Annotated in this window: 18 protein-coding genes and 1 riboswitch; of the genes, 2 read left to right on the top strand and 16 right to left on the bottom strand. The window is 47.9% G+C overall.

Annotated elements, in window-relative coordinates:
* Window positions 1-386 precede the first annotated feature (386 nt).
* Window positions 387-548, bottom strand: coding sequence for a YnfU family zinc-binding protein (locus tag OK023_RS12775; RefSeq protein ID WP_317693096.1), 162 nt, complete (start codon window positions 546-548; stop codon window positions 387-389).
* A 72-nt stretch (window positions 549-620) separates the two neighbouring features.
* A complete protein-coding gene (locus OK023_RS12770; RefSeq protein WP_317693095.1) occupies window positions 621-1,100 on the bottom strand; it encodes a cold shock domain-containing protein in 480 nt (159 codons plus the stop codon).
* A 636-nt stretch (window positions 1,101-1,736) separates the two neighbouring features.
* On the opposite strand from OK023_RS12770, the gene cspE reads away from it, so the two are divergent.
* Entirely contained in the window at window positions 1,737-1,946 is a 210-nt protein-coding gene (gene cspE / locus OK023_RS12765) for a transcription antiterminator/RNA stability regulator CspE (protein WP_002210315.1), read from the top strand.
* Between the two features lie 150 nt (window positions 1,947-2,096).
* On the opposite strand, the gene crcB is transcribed toward cspE, so the two are convergent.
* On the bottom strand, window positions 2,097-2,480 hold the full coding sequence (crcB, locus tag OK023_RS12760; RefSeq protein ID WP_317693090.1) for a fluoride efflux transporter CrcB: 384 nt from the start codon (window positions 2,478-2,480) through the stop codon (window positions 2,097-2,099).
* 71 nt (window positions 2,481-2,551) lie between these two features.
* Window positions 2,552-2,614, bottom strand: a riboswitch (Fluoride riboswitch).
* Window positions 2,615-2,742: 128 nt separating this feature from the next.
* Window positions 2,743-3,807, bottom strand: a complete 1,065-nt coding sequence (locus OK023_RS12755) for a diguanylate cyclase (protein WP_317693089.1) — start codon at window positions 3,805-3,807, stop codon at window positions 2,743-2,745.
* Between the two features lie 219 nt (window positions 3,808-4,026).
* Between OK023_RS12755 and tatA the strand changes: the two genes are divergently transcribed.
* Window positions 4,027-4,233, top strand: coding sequence for a Sec-independent protein translocase subunit TatA (gene tatA, locus OK023_RS12750; protein WP_317693088.1), 207 nt, complete (start codon window positions 4,027-4,029; stop codon window positions 4,231-4,233).
* 91 nt (window positions 4,234-4,324) lie between these two features.
* Here tatA and lipA read toward each other — a convergent pair whose 3' ends face one another.
* From lipA to lptE, 12 genes are all read right to left on the bottom strand, one after another.
* Window positions 4,325-5,290 carry a lipoyl synthase gene (gene lipA / locus OK023_RS12745; RefSeq protein WP_317693086.1) on the bottom strand — a complete coding sequence of 322 codons (966 nt, stop codon included), beginning with the start codon at window positions 5,288-5,290 and terminating at the stop codon, window positions 4,325-4,327.
* The gene (gene lipB / locus OK023_RS12740; RefSeq protein WP_317693085.1) at window positions 5,287-5,943 is read right to left on the bottom strand and encodes a lipoyl(octanoyl) transferase LipB; all 657 of its coding nucleotides are present in this window, start codon (window positions 5,941-5,943) and stop codon (window positions 5,287-5,289) included. The genes lipA and lipB overlap by 4 nt, the downstream gene beginning before the upstream one ends.
* Before the next feature lie 167 nt (window positions 5,944-6,110).
* Window positions 6,111-6,377, bottom strand: coding sequence for a DUF493 family protein YbeD (gene ybeD, locus OK023_RS12735; RefSeq protein WP_317693084.1), 267 nt, complete (start codon window positions 6,375-6,377; stop codon window positions 6,111-6,113).
* Between the two features lie 103 nt (window positions 6,378-6,480).
* Window positions 6,481-7,692, bottom strand: coding sequence for a D-alanyl-D-alanine carboxypeptidase DacA (gene dacA, locus OK023_RS12730; RefSeq protein WP_317693083.1), 1,212 nt, complete (start codon window positions 7,690-7,692; stop codon window positions 6,481-6,483).
* A gap of 173 nt (window positions 7,693-7,865) precedes the next feature.
* Window positions 7,866-8,933 (bottom strand): endolytic peptidoglycan transglycosylase RlpA, encoded by a 1,068-nt coding sequence (gene rlpA / locus OK023_RS12725; protein ID WP_317693082.1) that lies wholly within the window; start codon window positions 8,931-8,933, stop codon window positions 7,866-7,868.
* A 10-nt stretch (window positions 8,934-8,943) separates the two neighbouring features.
* Window positions 8,944-10,056, bottom strand: a complete 1,113-nt coding sequence (mrdB, locus tag OK023_RS12720) for a peptidoglycan glycosyltransferase MrdB (RefSeq protein WP_317693081.1) — start codon at window positions 10,054-10,056, stop codon at window positions 8,944-8,946.
* An 8-nt stretch (window positions 10,057-10,064) separates the two neighbouring features.
* On the bottom strand, window positions 10,065-11,960 hold the full coding sequence (mrdA, locus tag OK023_RS12715; RefSeq protein WP_317693080.1) for a peptidoglycan DD-transpeptidase MrdA: 1,896 nt from the start codon (window positions 11,958-11,960) through the stop codon (window positions 10,065-10,067).
* Window positions 11,961-11,998: 38 nt separating this feature from the next.
* Window positions 11,999-12,469, bottom strand: a complete 471-nt coding sequence (gene rlmH / locus OK023_RS12710; protein ID WP_317693078.1) for a 23S rRNA (pseudouridine(1915)-N(3))-methyltransferase RlmH — start codon at window positions 12,467-12,469, stop codon at window positions 11,999-12,001.
* A gap of 3 nt (window positions 12,470-12,472) precedes the next feature.
* The gene (gene rsfS, locus OK023_RS12705; protein WP_317693077.1) at window positions 12,473-12,790 is read right to left on the bottom strand and encodes a ribosome silencing factor; all 318 of its coding nucleotides are present in this window, start codon (window positions 12,788-12,790) and stop codon (window positions 12,473-12,475) included.
* Window positions 12,791-12,969: 179 nt separating this feature from the next.
* The gene (gene nadD / locus OK023_RS12700) at window positions 12,970-13,632 is read right to left on the bottom strand and encodes a nicotinate-nucleotide adenylyltransferase (protein WP_317693076.1); all 663 of its coding nucleotides are present in this window, start codon (window positions 13,630-13,632) and stop codon (window positions 12,970-12,972) included.
* Window positions 13,622-14,656: a DNA polymerase III subunit delta gene (gene holA / locus OK023_RS12695; protein WP_317693075.1), complete on the bottom strand. Its 1,035-nt coding sequence runs from the start codon at window positions 14,654-14,656 to the stop codon at window positions 13,622-13,624. The genes nadD and holA overlap by 11 nt, the downstream gene beginning before the upstream one ends.
* Window positions 14,653-15,210 carry an LPS assembly lipoprotein LptE gene (lptE, locus tag OK023_RS12690; protein ID WP_317693074.1) on the bottom strand — a complete coding sequence of 186 codons (558 nt, stop codon included), beginning with the start codon at window positions 15,208-15,210 and terminating at the stop codon, window positions 14,653-14,655. The genes holA and lptE overlap by 4 nt, the downstream gene beginning before the upstream one ends.

The following is a 15,210-nucleotide window of genomic DNA, read 5'->3' as shown; positions in this document are numbered from 1 at the left end:
ATTTAGTTGACCACGCAGTGATAAATTTTAAATATCATACTGATATCAATAGGTTTTCAATCATAAATAGTACGCTAAACTTTCAGAGCCGTATGTGGACTGCGGTTTCTGAACGCAACTTGTTTCTTAATTTCCTACGTCAGTGGGGGCTATTGTGATCGACTAATAGTTAGAAAAGTATAGGTTGTTAAATATGGTCTAAGCAGTTTTTTTACTAAATCGTAGACCCGAATAAGTTGTATGACATGCAGGCTTGAAATGCTCTCCAGGTCCAAGCATAGGGTCAGTAAGAGAATTGAGTCAGTGTATAGAGGAAACTAAACAACGCGGTGATTGATTGTAGCCCCAGGTGGCAAGAACACGAGAGGTCCTAGAGAAGCAATGGCTTAACCCTGTTTAGGCGCAAATTGCGTCCCGCAGTTAGGGCAAATCAAGGTAATAGGCCTGCGTAGTTTTGAACATTGCTGCTGCGTAACATAGGCACATTTGGGGCAGACGATTTGTGTAGTGCGGTTATTGAAACCTTTAACACTAGTGGATTCAGACATGGTGTGTACCTGCGTTAGGTGAAAACTTACGCTAACACAGGCGATGATAAATAGCTTTAATGTTTTGCGGACTTATAACATTTTTAATGTTTTGATTGTTTCATCAATATCGATCTCGTACTCAGAGAAGGTATACGTGCCTTTTTGGAAGGTGATAATCGATAACATGCGCAGTGTTTCCATCATTTTTGGTGTTTCTACCGTCTGTGGACGGATTCGATTCATCAGCAAGCCAACTGAGAGCACTGTGTTTTCTTTATCTACATTCGCCTTCACCGGTACCTCTTGGGTGAAGGTATTAAAGGATTTAATGCTGGAGATTTTAATTCTCTCATTGGCGATAGTTATATACTTGCTGGGGGCCTGGACTTTTACTGCGTAGGCAGATGGTCCTTTGGCATTATTGGTTGGTTCAAAAGTAACCGATGCATTCTTTTTGATCAACTCAGGGTTTTGTACTTTAATCACGTGAAAATAACGATTTTCCCCGTTCTCGTCGGTGATAAAACCGAAACCTTTGTCTTCAAAAAAAGTCGTTATCCTACCGTTCATTGTCTTTCTCATAAGATCGTTCGAAACAGCGTTAATGATAGCGTGGAATGGCCGCTAGTGACAGAGCAGAGAATGGAGTAACGCGATGTGGCTAAGTCAATTTTAGCGAGCAAACCAGCAATACTTTCCACTGATACAGTTTTCCGGTGCACGCCATAAAAGCCTGTTTTATGTGTTGTTGAGTTTTAGGCTGTGTCCTTTAACTGTACGCGAGAGCCGCTGGCGATCATTTACGCGCAGAGCAAGGCGTGAGCCGTGAGATTTGCTGGGCCAAATAAGCGGCGAACAACGCAGAAATGCGCGCAAATGGCCCCAGTACGTAGGGTCTGCGACGGCACCACGGACAGTTAAGGGACACAGCCTAGTAAAGGTGACTCTCTCTGCCTTGATGACGAGTTTTTGGCTCTGTGATAACACCAGGAGTGACTAAGGGCTGCTATCAGTAACCTTTGAATTATTCGCTGACCGATTTATCGCCCAATAGTCGCCTAATCTGCAACTTAGCTATGGATTATGAGTTTTTTTCACTTTTTTATCGATTTTATGTGATCCAGATAGTGGACAAAATCCCGTTCAATTGCTGTACTGTAATAGACACACATTCTGTGTCTTACATTCACGTTAAAGGTAAGTTTGATGTCTAAGATTAAAGGTAGCGTTAAGTGGTTTAATGAATCTAAAGGTTTCGGTTTCATTACTCCAGAAGATGGTAGTAAGGACGTTTTCGTTCATTTCTCTGCCATCGCTAGCAATGGTTTCAAAACTCTTGCTGAAGGCCAGCGTGTAGAATTTGAAATCACGAACGGTGCCAAAGGGCCATCTGCTGCTAACGTTATCGCTATCTAAGCTACAGTAGCCGAAATTCTTAAAACCCGCTCCATGAGCGGGTTTTTTATTGTCGGCCCTAAACCACCTCTTTGGGAGGTGGTGATTGTTTGTCTATTTATCAACTGGATAGTACTGTGTGCCGTGACTCGTATACTTTTGAAGGTGCACTTAATGCCCGTAGATCCAACGAATCAACATAAAAGCCAGTAGCGTCATCGCTAACGAACCCGCTAAATTGATCAACATATTTGTTATAGCCCAGAAAAAGCGGCCGTCCTGCAACAGATAAACCACTTCAAGCGAAAAAGTAGAAAAAGTAGTCAAACCACCACAGAAACCGGTAGTGATCAGTAGTTTTAAATTACTATCGATATTTGTCATACGCGAAAATAGTGCCATAGCAAGGCCGATGACAAACCCTCCCAGCAGGTTTACAGAGAGCGTGCCTAATGGAATATGCTGATGTAATGGGTTCATCTTGAGACTCACTGCCCAACGCAGCATACTGCCCAACCCACCGCCAATGAAAACTGCTAGCAAAGAACTCAACATACTTATAAACCCTTTAAGAAATAGAGGACGCTCAGAAAGGTTTAGTCGCAATGCTACGTACCTCTCTGAGAGATTACGTAGACATCATCAGCCAGCGATGGCGGTTATGGAGGAATGTCATCTCCGTTTGTCTGCTCGAGTATTTTCACCGTGCAGAATAAATACTACACCTTGTAGCCTTCATTTTGTAGTATCGGTAACACTTGTGTGAGAAGAAGTCACACTGGATTATTAACAGCGTGGGGTTGGCTTCCGTGCTTGGTTAACACGGTTGTATAGCATTCTCAAGACGGTTACGGCCATTCTTTTTTGCCTTATACAGTGCGTTGTCTGCTGCTTTCAGCCACTCTTGGTAGCCCCCCATTTCTGGCCGGTAATCGGCAATTCCCGCACTGATATTCAGTTTCAACTCCGGTGCTTCACGGAAGGTTGTTTCGTTAAGTCTATCTTGGATACGTTTTAGTGCCTGACTTGCCTGTTCAGCGGTGGTGTTTGGTAGCACCGCACCAAATTCGTCACCGCCGTAGCGGCCAACAATATCTACAGTACGGAATCCGAGCACCAGCTCTTCGGCCAGCACGATCAAGGCTTCATCACCCAGTGCATGACCAAAGGTATCGTTGATCATTTTGAAACGGTCAACATCCATTAGGATCAGTGTGGCGGCATGCTCGTAGCGTCGGCAGCTATCAAATTCGTTATGTAATAGGTGTTCCCAATGACGGCGATTGTAAAGACCCGTTAATCCATCGCGCATGCTGATACGTAATAACTCTTGCTTCTTTTCCGCTAGGCGTTTTGCCGTACGGTAGGTCACTAGACCAAGAAATACGGGATAAATGAAAATCATTGGTAAACAAAGATATACCTGTAGCAAGGAGGTTTGGGGACTGAAGTGAAAACCCAGCAATGCGCTGGTTATAACTGCACCAATAATCTGGGCGGCCAGCCCTTTAAAGAACAGGTTTTGTCCGCCAGAGGCGATATTATTCATCCCCATCATGGACAAGATCACCACCGCAGGTAGTGCGTTAAAACCCATTATTGCAATCCATACCCCTCCCATCAGGGAATCTATCAAAAGATTGCGGATCTCTGTTGAGAATGGGTTTTCGGCTCGGATCGACCATTGGTAAGCAATATGTGGCCAAATAAAGCCGTTAAAAGTCAGCAATATCCAAACAATAACAGGAGGATTCAGAGGATAAAGAACAGCAAGCACGCAAAAGAAACCAATCCCGAGGCCAACGATTCGAGGATGGTAAATACGCCTGGCAAAACTGAGACCTGAACGCCGGGTATTCGTATTCGATAGTGCTATTGGCATTCAACGACTCCCTGATGTGAATTAAAAAACCTATCATGCTCTTAATAAAAGCAGAATGGCTGGAAACATTCCTTATAATTAAAGCATAGAACATCTCTGTCAGATCTCACTCTGTTACATATTACCTTTGTTTTAGCGGGTAGAAAGTCGCTAAATACTCTCAGGCAAGGTTTGTTCCCTCGCTGCACTTTGCAACATAGATGAATAAAGAAGGTGAATATGGAAGGTATCAGTATTACCAAACTTCTGGTAATTGCAGTGTTGATTGTATTGCTGTTTGGTACCAGCAAACTACGTACTTTAGGGGCGGATCTTGGGGCTGCGCTTAAAGGTTTCAAAAAAGCGGTAGGCGAAGATACTCCCCCAGCGCAAAGTTCGGCTGAGAATCTATCTACTCAGCAGAGCGTAGAGAAAAAAGACGTTTAAGCACTTTCCATTGAACAATAAAAACGGATACTTGCGGGCATCCGTTTCTCTGCCTTTTCATTCCCTGAAGCGTAATAAAATATTACTGGATTTATTTCACTTCCATCCCTTTCGCCTGCAAATCTGCGTGATACGAAGAGCGGACAAAAGGACCACAGGCTGCGTGAGTAAATCCCATCGCCATCGCTTCTTCTTTCATCTCATCAAATTCAGCCGGGCTGACATAGCGCTGTACGGGAAGATGATGGCGACTTGGTTGCAAGTATTGGCCGAGTGTCAGCATCGTCACACCATGACGGCGTAGATCTCGCATGACTTCCACGATTTCTGCATTGGTTTCACCTAAACCAACCATTAAACCCGATTTAGTTGGGATATCTGGATGAGCTTCCTTAAAGCGTTCCAGCAGTTTCAGTGACCATTCGTAATTGGCTCCAGGACGAACCTGACGATAAATGCGTGGTACGTTTTCCAGGTTATGGTTAAACACATCGGGGGGAGTTGCAGTGATGATTTCCAGTGCACGATCCATTCTTCCACGGAAGTCTGGTACCAGTGTTTCAATCTTGATATTAGGGCTTTTTGCACGAATGGCGGTAATGCAGTCTGCAAAGTGTTGTGCACCACCATCGCGCAGGTCGTCACGATCAACCGAGGTAATGACCACATAACGTAATGCCATATCGGCGATCGTTTGTGCCAGTTTTTCTGGTTCATTGGCATCAGGCGCAATGGGACGTCCATGGGCTACGTCACAGAATGGGCAACGCCGAGTACAGATGGCTCCCAGTATCATGAAGGTTGCAGTACCGTGGTTAAAACACTCAGACAGGTTCGGGCAAGAGGCTTCTTCGCAAACCGAATGCAGACCGTTCTTGCGCATTGCTGCTTTGATACCTTGAATGCGTGTAGAGTCCGCAGGAAGCTTTATTTTCATCCACTCAGGTTTACGTAATAGTTCCTGCCGCTCGGTGACCACTGTTTTTACTGGAATCAACGCCATTTTATCTGCGTCGCGGTACTTAACGCCGCGTTCCATCTGAATCGGTTTACTCATAATTGTGCAGGTTCCCAGTTACGAAGCTCGACTGTTTGATAGCCGAGTAAATGAACAAATTCCTTTATCAGGATTGGATGTACATCTGTTATATCAACACCAGGTACCAGCGCACTGACTTGAGTCATTTGCATACCTGCATAACCACAGGGGTTGATACGCTGAAATGGGGTCAGGTCCATCTCGACATTCAAGGCCAAGCCGTGAAATGAACCGCCTTTGCGGATACGTAGACCTAATGAACAAATTTTCTGTTCACCGACGTAAACACCAGGTGCGTCAGGACGCGCATGAGATTTGATCTTGAAATGAGTGAGAGTATTGATAACGGTATCTTCGAGGGCAGAGACCAGTTGGCGTACACCCACTTTGTTACGTTTTAGGTCTACCATCACGTACAGCACCTGTTGGCCGGGGCCATGATAGGTGACTTGACCGCCGCGATCGCTTTGGATCACCGGGATGTCTCCTGGCACTAGCACATGCTCAGCTTTACCCGCTTGGCCTTGAGTGAAGACGGGATAATGCTGCACTAGCCATAGCTCATCATGCGTTGACTCGTTGCGGTTATCGGCAAAGTAGTGCATGGCTTGGGATACAGGTTCATAGGGCTGTAACCCAAGCTGGCGCAGAATGATTTTATCGTGTTGCAAGCAAGGTATCGTCAGGTTACGGAAGTGGTAAAAGGCATTATATCGGGCACTTAAGTCTTCAACCAGTGTTTATCCATTAGCCTAGGCCGGTTACCACCAAAGTTTAAATAGGTAACTCGAATAGCTGAAAACCTGTACCGGGTCGCTGATTGTTTTTTATATTTAAATTACAATACCATACGAACAATCTCAATGTTGCCTAACTCTTCATACAGCGTCTCTACCTGTTCAATATGGGTAGCGGTAATGGTGATAGAAACCGAGTGATAATTACCTTTGCTGCTCGGCTTCACCTGTGGATTGTAATCACCTGGAGCATGACGCTGCACGACTTCGACCACTTGGTCTACCAGCTCGGGTTGTGCGAGACCCATAACCTTGTAGGTAAATGTGCAGGGGAATTCGAGCAATTCGTTCAGTTTGGTTTTTTGCATGTGATTGCACTCCATAGGTATTGCTAAGCTAAAATCATAACTCCCGCTTGAGCGGGAGTTAGTATTAATCATTATGTGGGGGCGAAATCGCCTAATTCAAATATCAACCTAACCAATGGTGGAGCATCAGTCTAATGTAATCGACTATTCGGCTAAAGAAGCCACCCTCTTTTACTTCGTTTAAGACAACCAGTGGGCGTTGATCGATGATTTTGCCATCCAGTTGGAAATTAATGCTACCAATCACTTGGTTTTTAGCCAGTGGAGCATGAATTTCTGGAGTGTTAAGAACATAGCTGGCTTTCAGATCTTTCATGCGGCCACGAGGAATCGTGAGATAGACATCTTTATCCACGCCTAACTCTACGCGATCGGCATCACCAAACCAAACTGGCTCAGAAGCGAATTCTTTTCCGGCCTTCAATGGTGAGACGGTTTCGAAGAAACGGAAGCCCCAGGTCAGCAGTTTCTTGCTTTCTGTTTCACGACCTTTGAAGGTCCTGCCACCCAGCACGGCAGAAATCAAGCGCATCTGGCCTTCTGTTGCCGAAGCCACTAGGTTGTAACCCGCTGCTTCAGTATGGCCGGTTTTAATTCCGTCGACGTTAAGGCTAGTATCCCACAGCAGGCCATTGCGGTTTAGTTGTCGAATATTGTTGAAAGTGAACTCTTTCTCTTTATAGATGGCATATTCATCAGGGACATCGCGGATTAACGCCTGACCGATCAGGGCCATATCACGCGCTGAGCTGAACTGGCCTTCAGCATCAAGGCCGTGCACGGTCTTGAAGTGGGTATTTTGCAGGCCAAGTTGTTGAACGTAGGTATTCATCAGATTAACGAAGGCGTCTTGGCTGCCAGCGACATAATCCGCCATGGCAACACAGGCATCGTTACCCGATTGCAAATTGATACCGCGCGTCAATTTAGAAACCGGTACGCGATCGCCCGGTTTCAGGAACATCAGTGAGGAACCTTTGAACACCGGATTACCCGTTGCCCAAGCATCCTGGCCGATAGTCACCATATCTTCCTGGCCAATCTTACCGGATTTCAAGGCCTGGCCGATCACGTAGCTGGTCATCATTTTGGTCAGGCTGGCAGGGTCTCGGCGCGCATCGGCATTCGATTCTGCCAGCACTTTACCTGAGTTGTAATCAATCAGGATGTAAGTTTCCGCATCAATTTGCGGCACACCTGGGATCATGGTTTTGATATTAACGTCGTCTGCATGTGCAATTGACGCTGCACTTATCGCGATGATGGTGCCGAGCGTGATGCTCTTGATTAAGCGGAAAGAAGTTACATATTTCATGAGCGAGACTACAACATCCATGAGATTAAATTAAATAACGAGCCACACTATAGCAGATGGGCTTCCAGCAGGCATTAGCCATTCATCCGACAGAGGGGGGTTACTCATATTAACCTGAAACGAAATGTTTCAGATAAAACTGTGTCGGTTGTTATCGCCTGTAGAGGGTCGCTCTACGGTGCAACAGTGATAAAGGATTGTTGCTCTGCTTCGCTGGCCAAACGTTGCTGCAACTGGGTAGCTTGCTGCCGATTGTCGAATGGTCCTAGTTGAACGCGATAAATGCTGCCGGTGGCAGTGACTTTACCCGGAACGCCAAATTGCTCGCTTAACTGTTGTTGCCAGCTTTTCGCACGTTCGGCATTGCTCAGAGCACCCACCTGTACCATTAATCTGCCGTTTGCACTGTTTGCCCCAGCGGTTGCTGAGTTAACGGGAGTACTAATGACCGATTGTGGTTCTGAACCCTCCAGTACACCAGCAGGTAATGGTCTTGGTGCGCGCAGAAGTCTACTGCTATGAGGTGACTTGGAGACAGCGGCATCATTGTTGTTCAACGTGCTGTTATCAACTGGGTGGACGGCTGTACCAGCAGACACTGGGCTTTCTTGCTGTATCGGTGTACCCATATCACCTGAGTCAAGATTGGGGCGTGGGGGAAGGGCGTAGCTCTGCTTAGCGACTACTGTCCCGACGCTGCCGGGGCCGCTCAAGGAACCATCTGGTGCAACGTTGATAAAGTCGACTTTCACCTTGGTGTTGTTGGACAGATTGAGGCGTTCGGCTGCGGATTTTGATAAATCGATAATGCTGCCTTGCGTATAAGGGCCGCGATCGTTGACTCGGACTACCAATTGACGACCATTAGCCAGGTTAGTGACACGAACATAGCTAGGGATCGGCAAGGTGGGATGTGCTGCGGTCAGGGCGTTAGGGTTGAATTGCTCACCAATGGCTGTTGTGTTGCCGTTGGCCTCTTCACCGTACCAGCCAGCCAGGCCGGTTTGCGAGAAACTCTGTGGATCTTTAACGATACGGTAAGTGTTGCCATTAGCCTGATAATCCTGCATGGCGCTCGGGTTATATGGCTCATAGCGTGGTTCAGCCCCGCCAATTTCAGTCACTGGTCCGTTATAGGGCTGTTGTGGAGCTGGAGCCTGTGTTTCCTCCATTGTGGTGGTGCATGCTGAAAGTAATACCGCCACTGTAACTGCGCTGACCCAAAGCCATTGCTTACGCATTACTCACCTCTTATAGATTCTTAGACAACATTTTTCGGTGTGTGTGGATCGACATCACGATACCGAATCCAGCCATGAGCACGATCAGCGCCGATCCCCCATAGCTGACCAAAGGCAAAGGTACGCCAACCACCGGTAAAATGCCACTTACCATACCAATGTTAACAAATACATAGACAAACAAGATCAACATCAATCCCCCGACCATGACACGGCCAAAGGTTGTTTGCGCCCGTGCTGCAATCATTAGCCCGCGGAGGATCACCAGCAGGTACAGTAGCAGCAAGACTAAAACGCCGATCAAGCCAAGTTCTTCTGCCAACACGGCAAAGATGAAGTCGGTATGGCGTTCCGGCAGGAATTCTAACTGGGACTGTGTGCCGTGTAACCATCCTTTGCCCGACAGACCGCCGGAGCCAATGGCTATTTTTGACTGAATAATATGATAGCCAGCACCGAGCGGATCGCTTTCTGGGTCGAGCAACATCATCACGCGGTCACGCTGGTATCCATGCATCAGGAAGAACCACAATACGGGGATAAAGGCTGCCAGCAACACGGCGGCTCCCGCAATCAGTTTCCAGCTCATCCCCGACAAGAACAGGACAAACATGCCAGAAGCAGCGATCAGGATCGCTGTGCCCAGATCGGGTTGTGCGGCTACCAGTAAGGTTGGTAGAAATATCAGCGCCAGCGCGATGCCGGTATTCTTCAATGAAGGGGGACAAACGTCGCGATTCATGAAACGAGCAACCATTAATGGTACAGCAATTTTAGCAATTTCAGAGGGTTGGAAACGTACAAAGCCCAGATCCAGCCAGCGTTGCGCTCCTTTACTGATTTGACCAAAAGCGTCGACCAGAATGAGGAGGGTCACACAGAAAATATAGAGATAGGGTGCCCAGCTTTCATAAACGCGTGGTGGGATCTGCGCCATGACACCCATCACAATCAATCCCATCAGGATCTGGCCGATTTTGCGTTCCATCATGCCGATATCCTGGCCGCTTGCACTCCACATCACGAAAGCGCTATAGACCAGTAAAGCCAGAATGAATAACAGAAATGTCGGGTCGATATGGATCTTGGTCCAGATAGAGCCTTTATGTTGGCTTTCAGTCATAATCTACCTTAATCACCTTCGATACCTGGCGGCAGCGGGGCTGCATCAGGTAATTGCGTATTGTTGTCGCCCAACAGAATGTGGTCGAGGATCTGACGCGTGATAGTTCCCACTGCAGGCCCCGAACCGCCGTTCTCCAGAATGATGGCCACTGAAACCGTCGGGTTATCGAAGGGTGCAAAGGCGGTCATCAATTTGTGGTCACGCAGGTGTTCTGCGAGCTTGTGGGCGTTATAGGTCTCATAGCCGAAAACCTGCGCGGTTCCCGATTTTGCCGCGGCTTTGTAAGGAGTTCCCTCAAAGAATTTCCGTGCCGTACCGTTGGGCCGATTGGCTACGCCGTACATACCGTCTTTGGCAATTTCCCAGAAGCCAGAATGAATATCCCCGATCTGTTTGTTTTCTTCCTGACGAAAAGGCACCAACACGCCGTTGATCCTTGTGTTAAGCAAGAGATGCGGGGTCTTGACATTACCATCGTTGACCAGGGTGTTGAGTGCTTTTGCCATCTGGATCGGTGTTGCAGTCCAATAGCCTTGGCCGATGCCGACAGGAATGGTGTCTCCTTGATACCAGGGTTTTTTGAATCGCTTGTACTTCCATTCGCGCGTCGGCATCAGTCCTGAACGCTCTTCAGAAAGATCAATTCCGGTATAGTCTCCGTAGCCGAACTTGCTCAACCAGCTCGATAAGCGATCGATACCCATGTCATAAGCTACCTGATAGAAGAAAGTATCTGCAGACTCCTCCAGCGCTTTAATCACGTTCAGGCGACCATGCCCCCACTTTTTCCAGTCACGGTAGCGTTTTTCAGAACCTGGCAGTTGCCACCAACCAGGATCGAACACCACGGTATTTTTGGTAATCACCCCAGCACTGAGTGCTGAAACTGCAATATAGGGTTTTACCGTTGAGGCGGGCGGGTATACGCCTTGTGTGGCGCGGTTAATCAGTGGCCGGTTGGTATCATTAAGTAAGGCCTGATAATCCTTATTAGAAATGCCATCAACAAATGGGTTTGGATCGTAGCTTGGGTTGGAAACCATCGCTAGAATTCCCCCGGTGCGTGGATCGCTGACCACGACTGCTGCACGGCTGCCAACCAGCAGTTGTTCAATATAGCGTTGCAGGTTGAGATCGATCGTCAGATAGATATCTTTACCTGCGGAAGGCGGTTGTTCGTGTAATTGACGGATCACTCTGCCACGGTTGTTGACTTCAACTTCTTCATAACCCGTTTTACCGTGCAGGACATCTTCGTAATAACGTTCTATCCCCAGCTTACCGATTTCCTTGGCGGCGGCATAGTTGGCCAGTTTACCTTCTTCGTCCAGGCGTTCAGCATCGCGATCGTTAATTTTCGAGACATAGCCGATAACGTGGGTAAGTGCTGAGCCATAAGGATAGTAGCGACGTTGAAGGCCTTTTATTTCCACGCCGGGAAAGCGAAATTGGTTTACCGTAAAACGTGCTACCTGAACTTCCGTTAGCGCTGTTTTGACTGGGATTGGAACAAAGCGGCGTGAGCGTTTACGCTCTTTTTCAAAGTTGGCGATGTCTTCATCAGTCAGGTCGACGATTGAGCGTAATGCTTGAAGCGTAGCCTTCAGGTCTTCAACCTTCTCTGGCATCAGTTCCAACTGATAAATGGTGCGGTTAAGCGCTAGCGGTGTACCGTTTCGATCATAAATAATGCCGCGACTGGGAGCAATGGGTACCAGTTTGATACGGTTTCCATTGGAACGGGTACTATAATCCTCAAAACGAACGATTTGCAGATTATACAAATTGACAATCAGGATGCTGGTGAGCACCAGAATAATAAAAAATGCCACCAAGGCACGGCGTACAAACAAGGCGGCTTCGGCCGTATAGTCGCGAAAAGGGTTACGTTCTATTTTCATCCTGTTGCTTTATTTCACTCTGTTGCTATCACTACCGGTTACTCCCGGTGGTAAGGATGATTTGCAGTAATACTCCAGGCGCGGTAAAGGCTCTCCGCCACCAAAACACGCACTAGAGGATGCGGTAACGTCAACGGTGAGAGTGACCAACTCTGTTCTGCGGCGGATTTACATACCGGAGCCAAACCTTCAGGCCCACCGATCAACAGGCTGACGTTGCGGCCATCCTGCTTCCATCGTTCGAGTTGCTGTGCCAACTGTGGCGTCTCCCAAGGTGTTCCTGGAATATCCAGCGTGACAATTCGGTTGCCTTTTCCTACCGCGGCCAGCATTTGCTCACCTTCTTTTTCCAGAATACGCTTGATATCCGCATTTTTTCCGCGCTTGCCCGCAGGGATTTCGCACAGTTCAAACGGCATGTCTTTTGGAAAGCGCTGCAGGTAATCCATAAAGCCAGTCTGAACCCAGTCAGGCATCCTGGTACCGACTGCAACCAGTTGCAGTTTCACGGTTTAACTCCAGAGCTTTTCCAGTTCATACAGGCGGCGGCTTTCTTCCTGCATCACATGTACAATCACTTCACCTAAATCCACGACTACCCAATCAGAGACAGCCTGGCCTTTCATACCAAACAGTTCCATGCCAATGGCACGGGACTCCTGGATTATGTGCTCTGCTATCGACATCACATGACGGGTAGAGGTCCCGGTGCAGATAACCATGCAATCGGTGATACTGGATTTTCCCTTAACATCCAGGGCGATGATATCTTGGCCTTTCAGGTCATCAATTTTATCGACGACGAAATCTTGGAGCGCTTTACCTTGCAAAGGTTCCCCCTAGGGTATGTTCTGTTCATCAGGCTGCCGTAGGCAACTGCCCACAATAACAATCCGAATGATGATATTGGCTGGATGCCTCTGTGCATCTTCCGACCATAGCCTGATCTACGAAGGCCTAAGGTTTTCGGCGGACACTTGAAAAATAGCGGCGCAGTATAGCATGTGGCCTATCGATATAAACCCTGTAACGCGATATAACGCTGAACAGAACGCGGCAACAGATCGTCACAACTAATACCTTGGTGGCGACGTTGGCGTATCTCGGTGGCAGAGATCTCTAATAAAGGCGTATCTGCCAGATAGATATAGCCGTTAGGCTGGTTGCTGAGCTGCTCTGCATCGCGAACCAGATGTTGTTCCAACCAATGTTGCAATTCTGGCGTATCCATCTGCGCATGATAGCCAGGCCGAGCGAGCACCAGTAGATGACAGACATCCAACAGCGCTTGCCATCGATGCCATTTATGTAATGTCAGCAGTGAATCTTGGCCAATGATAAACGCCAAAGGCAATGTTGTGCCACGCTCTTTACGAATCATCTCTAACGTATCAACGGTGTAGGACGGTGTTGTACGATGCAACTCACGATCGTCTACGGTAAACAGCGAATTATCCGCAATGGCCAACGTGACCATTTTCAACCGTTGTTGTGCATTTGCGATGGGTTGAGGACGATGAGGGGGAACATGGTTAGGCAACAGGGTAACTTGGCTCAGACCAACTTCTTTTGCCAATGCCTCGACTGGCCGTAGATGACCGTAGTGGATCGGATCGAAAGTTCCTCCGAAAAATGCCTGAAGCATCTGTTTGCTTTTCGGATTAGCGGGCATCTGTGAAACTCTTGGCCAGTTTTTTGCCGCAAAGCAGCATTGATAGAGCTTCTAACTGTGGCCAAACCGTCTGACCATAGTCTTTCTTGAGTGTTATCTCTATTTGCGTCAGCAATCGTATCGCTTGCCGAAGTTGCAGCTCTGTCAAACGCTGTAACGCCTGTGTGAGCAGTTCACGCCTGTTTTGCCAGACTTTTTGCTGGTCGAACAGTGTGCGTAGTGGGGTATTTGCCATTTTGCGCCGCAGCGTAAGCAGCATCAGTAATTCGCGTTGTAGAGTGCGTAGCAGGATCACGGGTTCCGCGTCCTCTTGTTGCAACTGTTGCAGGATATGCCAAGCACGTTGACTTTTGCCAGCCAATAGCGCATCCATCCAGTGGAAAGGCGTAAAATGAGCTGCATCATTTACTGCTTGTTCAACACGAGGCAGGGTAAGCTTACCGTCTGGATGCAATAATGCCAGGCGCTCCAGTGCTTGTGACAGTGCTAACAGGTTACCTTCATAGCAGTAACACAACACCTGGTTGGCCGCATCATCCAGATAAAGTTGCATGGCTTTGGCCCGTTGTGCAACCCAACGCGGTAGTTGAGCCTGTTCTGGCGTTTGGCAACTGATCAACACCCCTTTGGGGCCGAGCGCTTTGAACCAAGCGCTATTCTCCTGCGCTTTGGTCAGACGGGGCCCGCGCAATACCAGCAGAATGTCTTCGTGTAACAGGCCTGCCAATTTGACCAGTTGTTCGCCTATCGGGGCGGTAGGGCCATTTTCAGGGAAGATCAATAATAGAGTCTGTCGGCTGGCAAACAGGCTCATTGCTTGACAGAGGTTGAAAATAACATCCCAGTCGGTTTGGGCATCGAGAGAGACACTATAGTGTTCGGTGAATGCCTGCTGTTGGGCCACCTGACGGATCATATCTTGGCTTTCCTGGAGCAACAAAGGTTCGTTACCGCTCAATATATAACAAGCGCGCACTCCTTCACGGAGTTGCGCGGCGAGTTGTTCAGGATAGATACGAATCATTTTGCTGTGGTATTGGCTGTGGCGGCAGCAGCTTTCTGTTGCATTTCCCCTTGTGCAGCAGCATGAATGGATACCAACTTACGTATGATTTGCTGTGCTGCCTGCTTGCGCATTTCTTGCAGGATAATATCTTGCTCAGCGTCTTTAGCGAGTGCCGTCAACGGGTTGTCAAAAAACGAACGGAATACTTTGACGTTTATTGGATAAAGATCATGCCCAGGGATGAGCACCTGAGCTTGAACTGACATTATCATCTGGTATTCCGCTGTTTTACCATCTTGAAAGATGGAAACCGTATCTTGGCCTTGTGACGAACTGACAATGCGCAGAGAAGGGACATCCTTCTGTTGAGCATTGTAGTTGACGATCTTGGCACCGCTGAGGCGCAATTGTTCACGTATTGCGCGTGTCAAGGGGCCAAAAGGATCGTAACTATCCAACATCAGCGTCTGCAATTCAGTGGGCACCTGCGTGTTACCGCGCAGGTGAAAACCACAGCCAGCGGTAACCAGCACCGCCAACCCCAGCAACAACGTTATAATACGAAGCTGCAC

Source organism: Serratia sp. UGAL515B_01, from assembly GCF_033095805.1.
GTDB lineage: Bacteria > Pseudomonadota > Gammaproteobacteria > Enterobacterales > Enterobacteriaceae > Chania.
The sequence above is the reverse complement of the archived record's forward strand: the minus strand, read 5'-3'. Positions and strand labels throughout refer to the sequence as shown.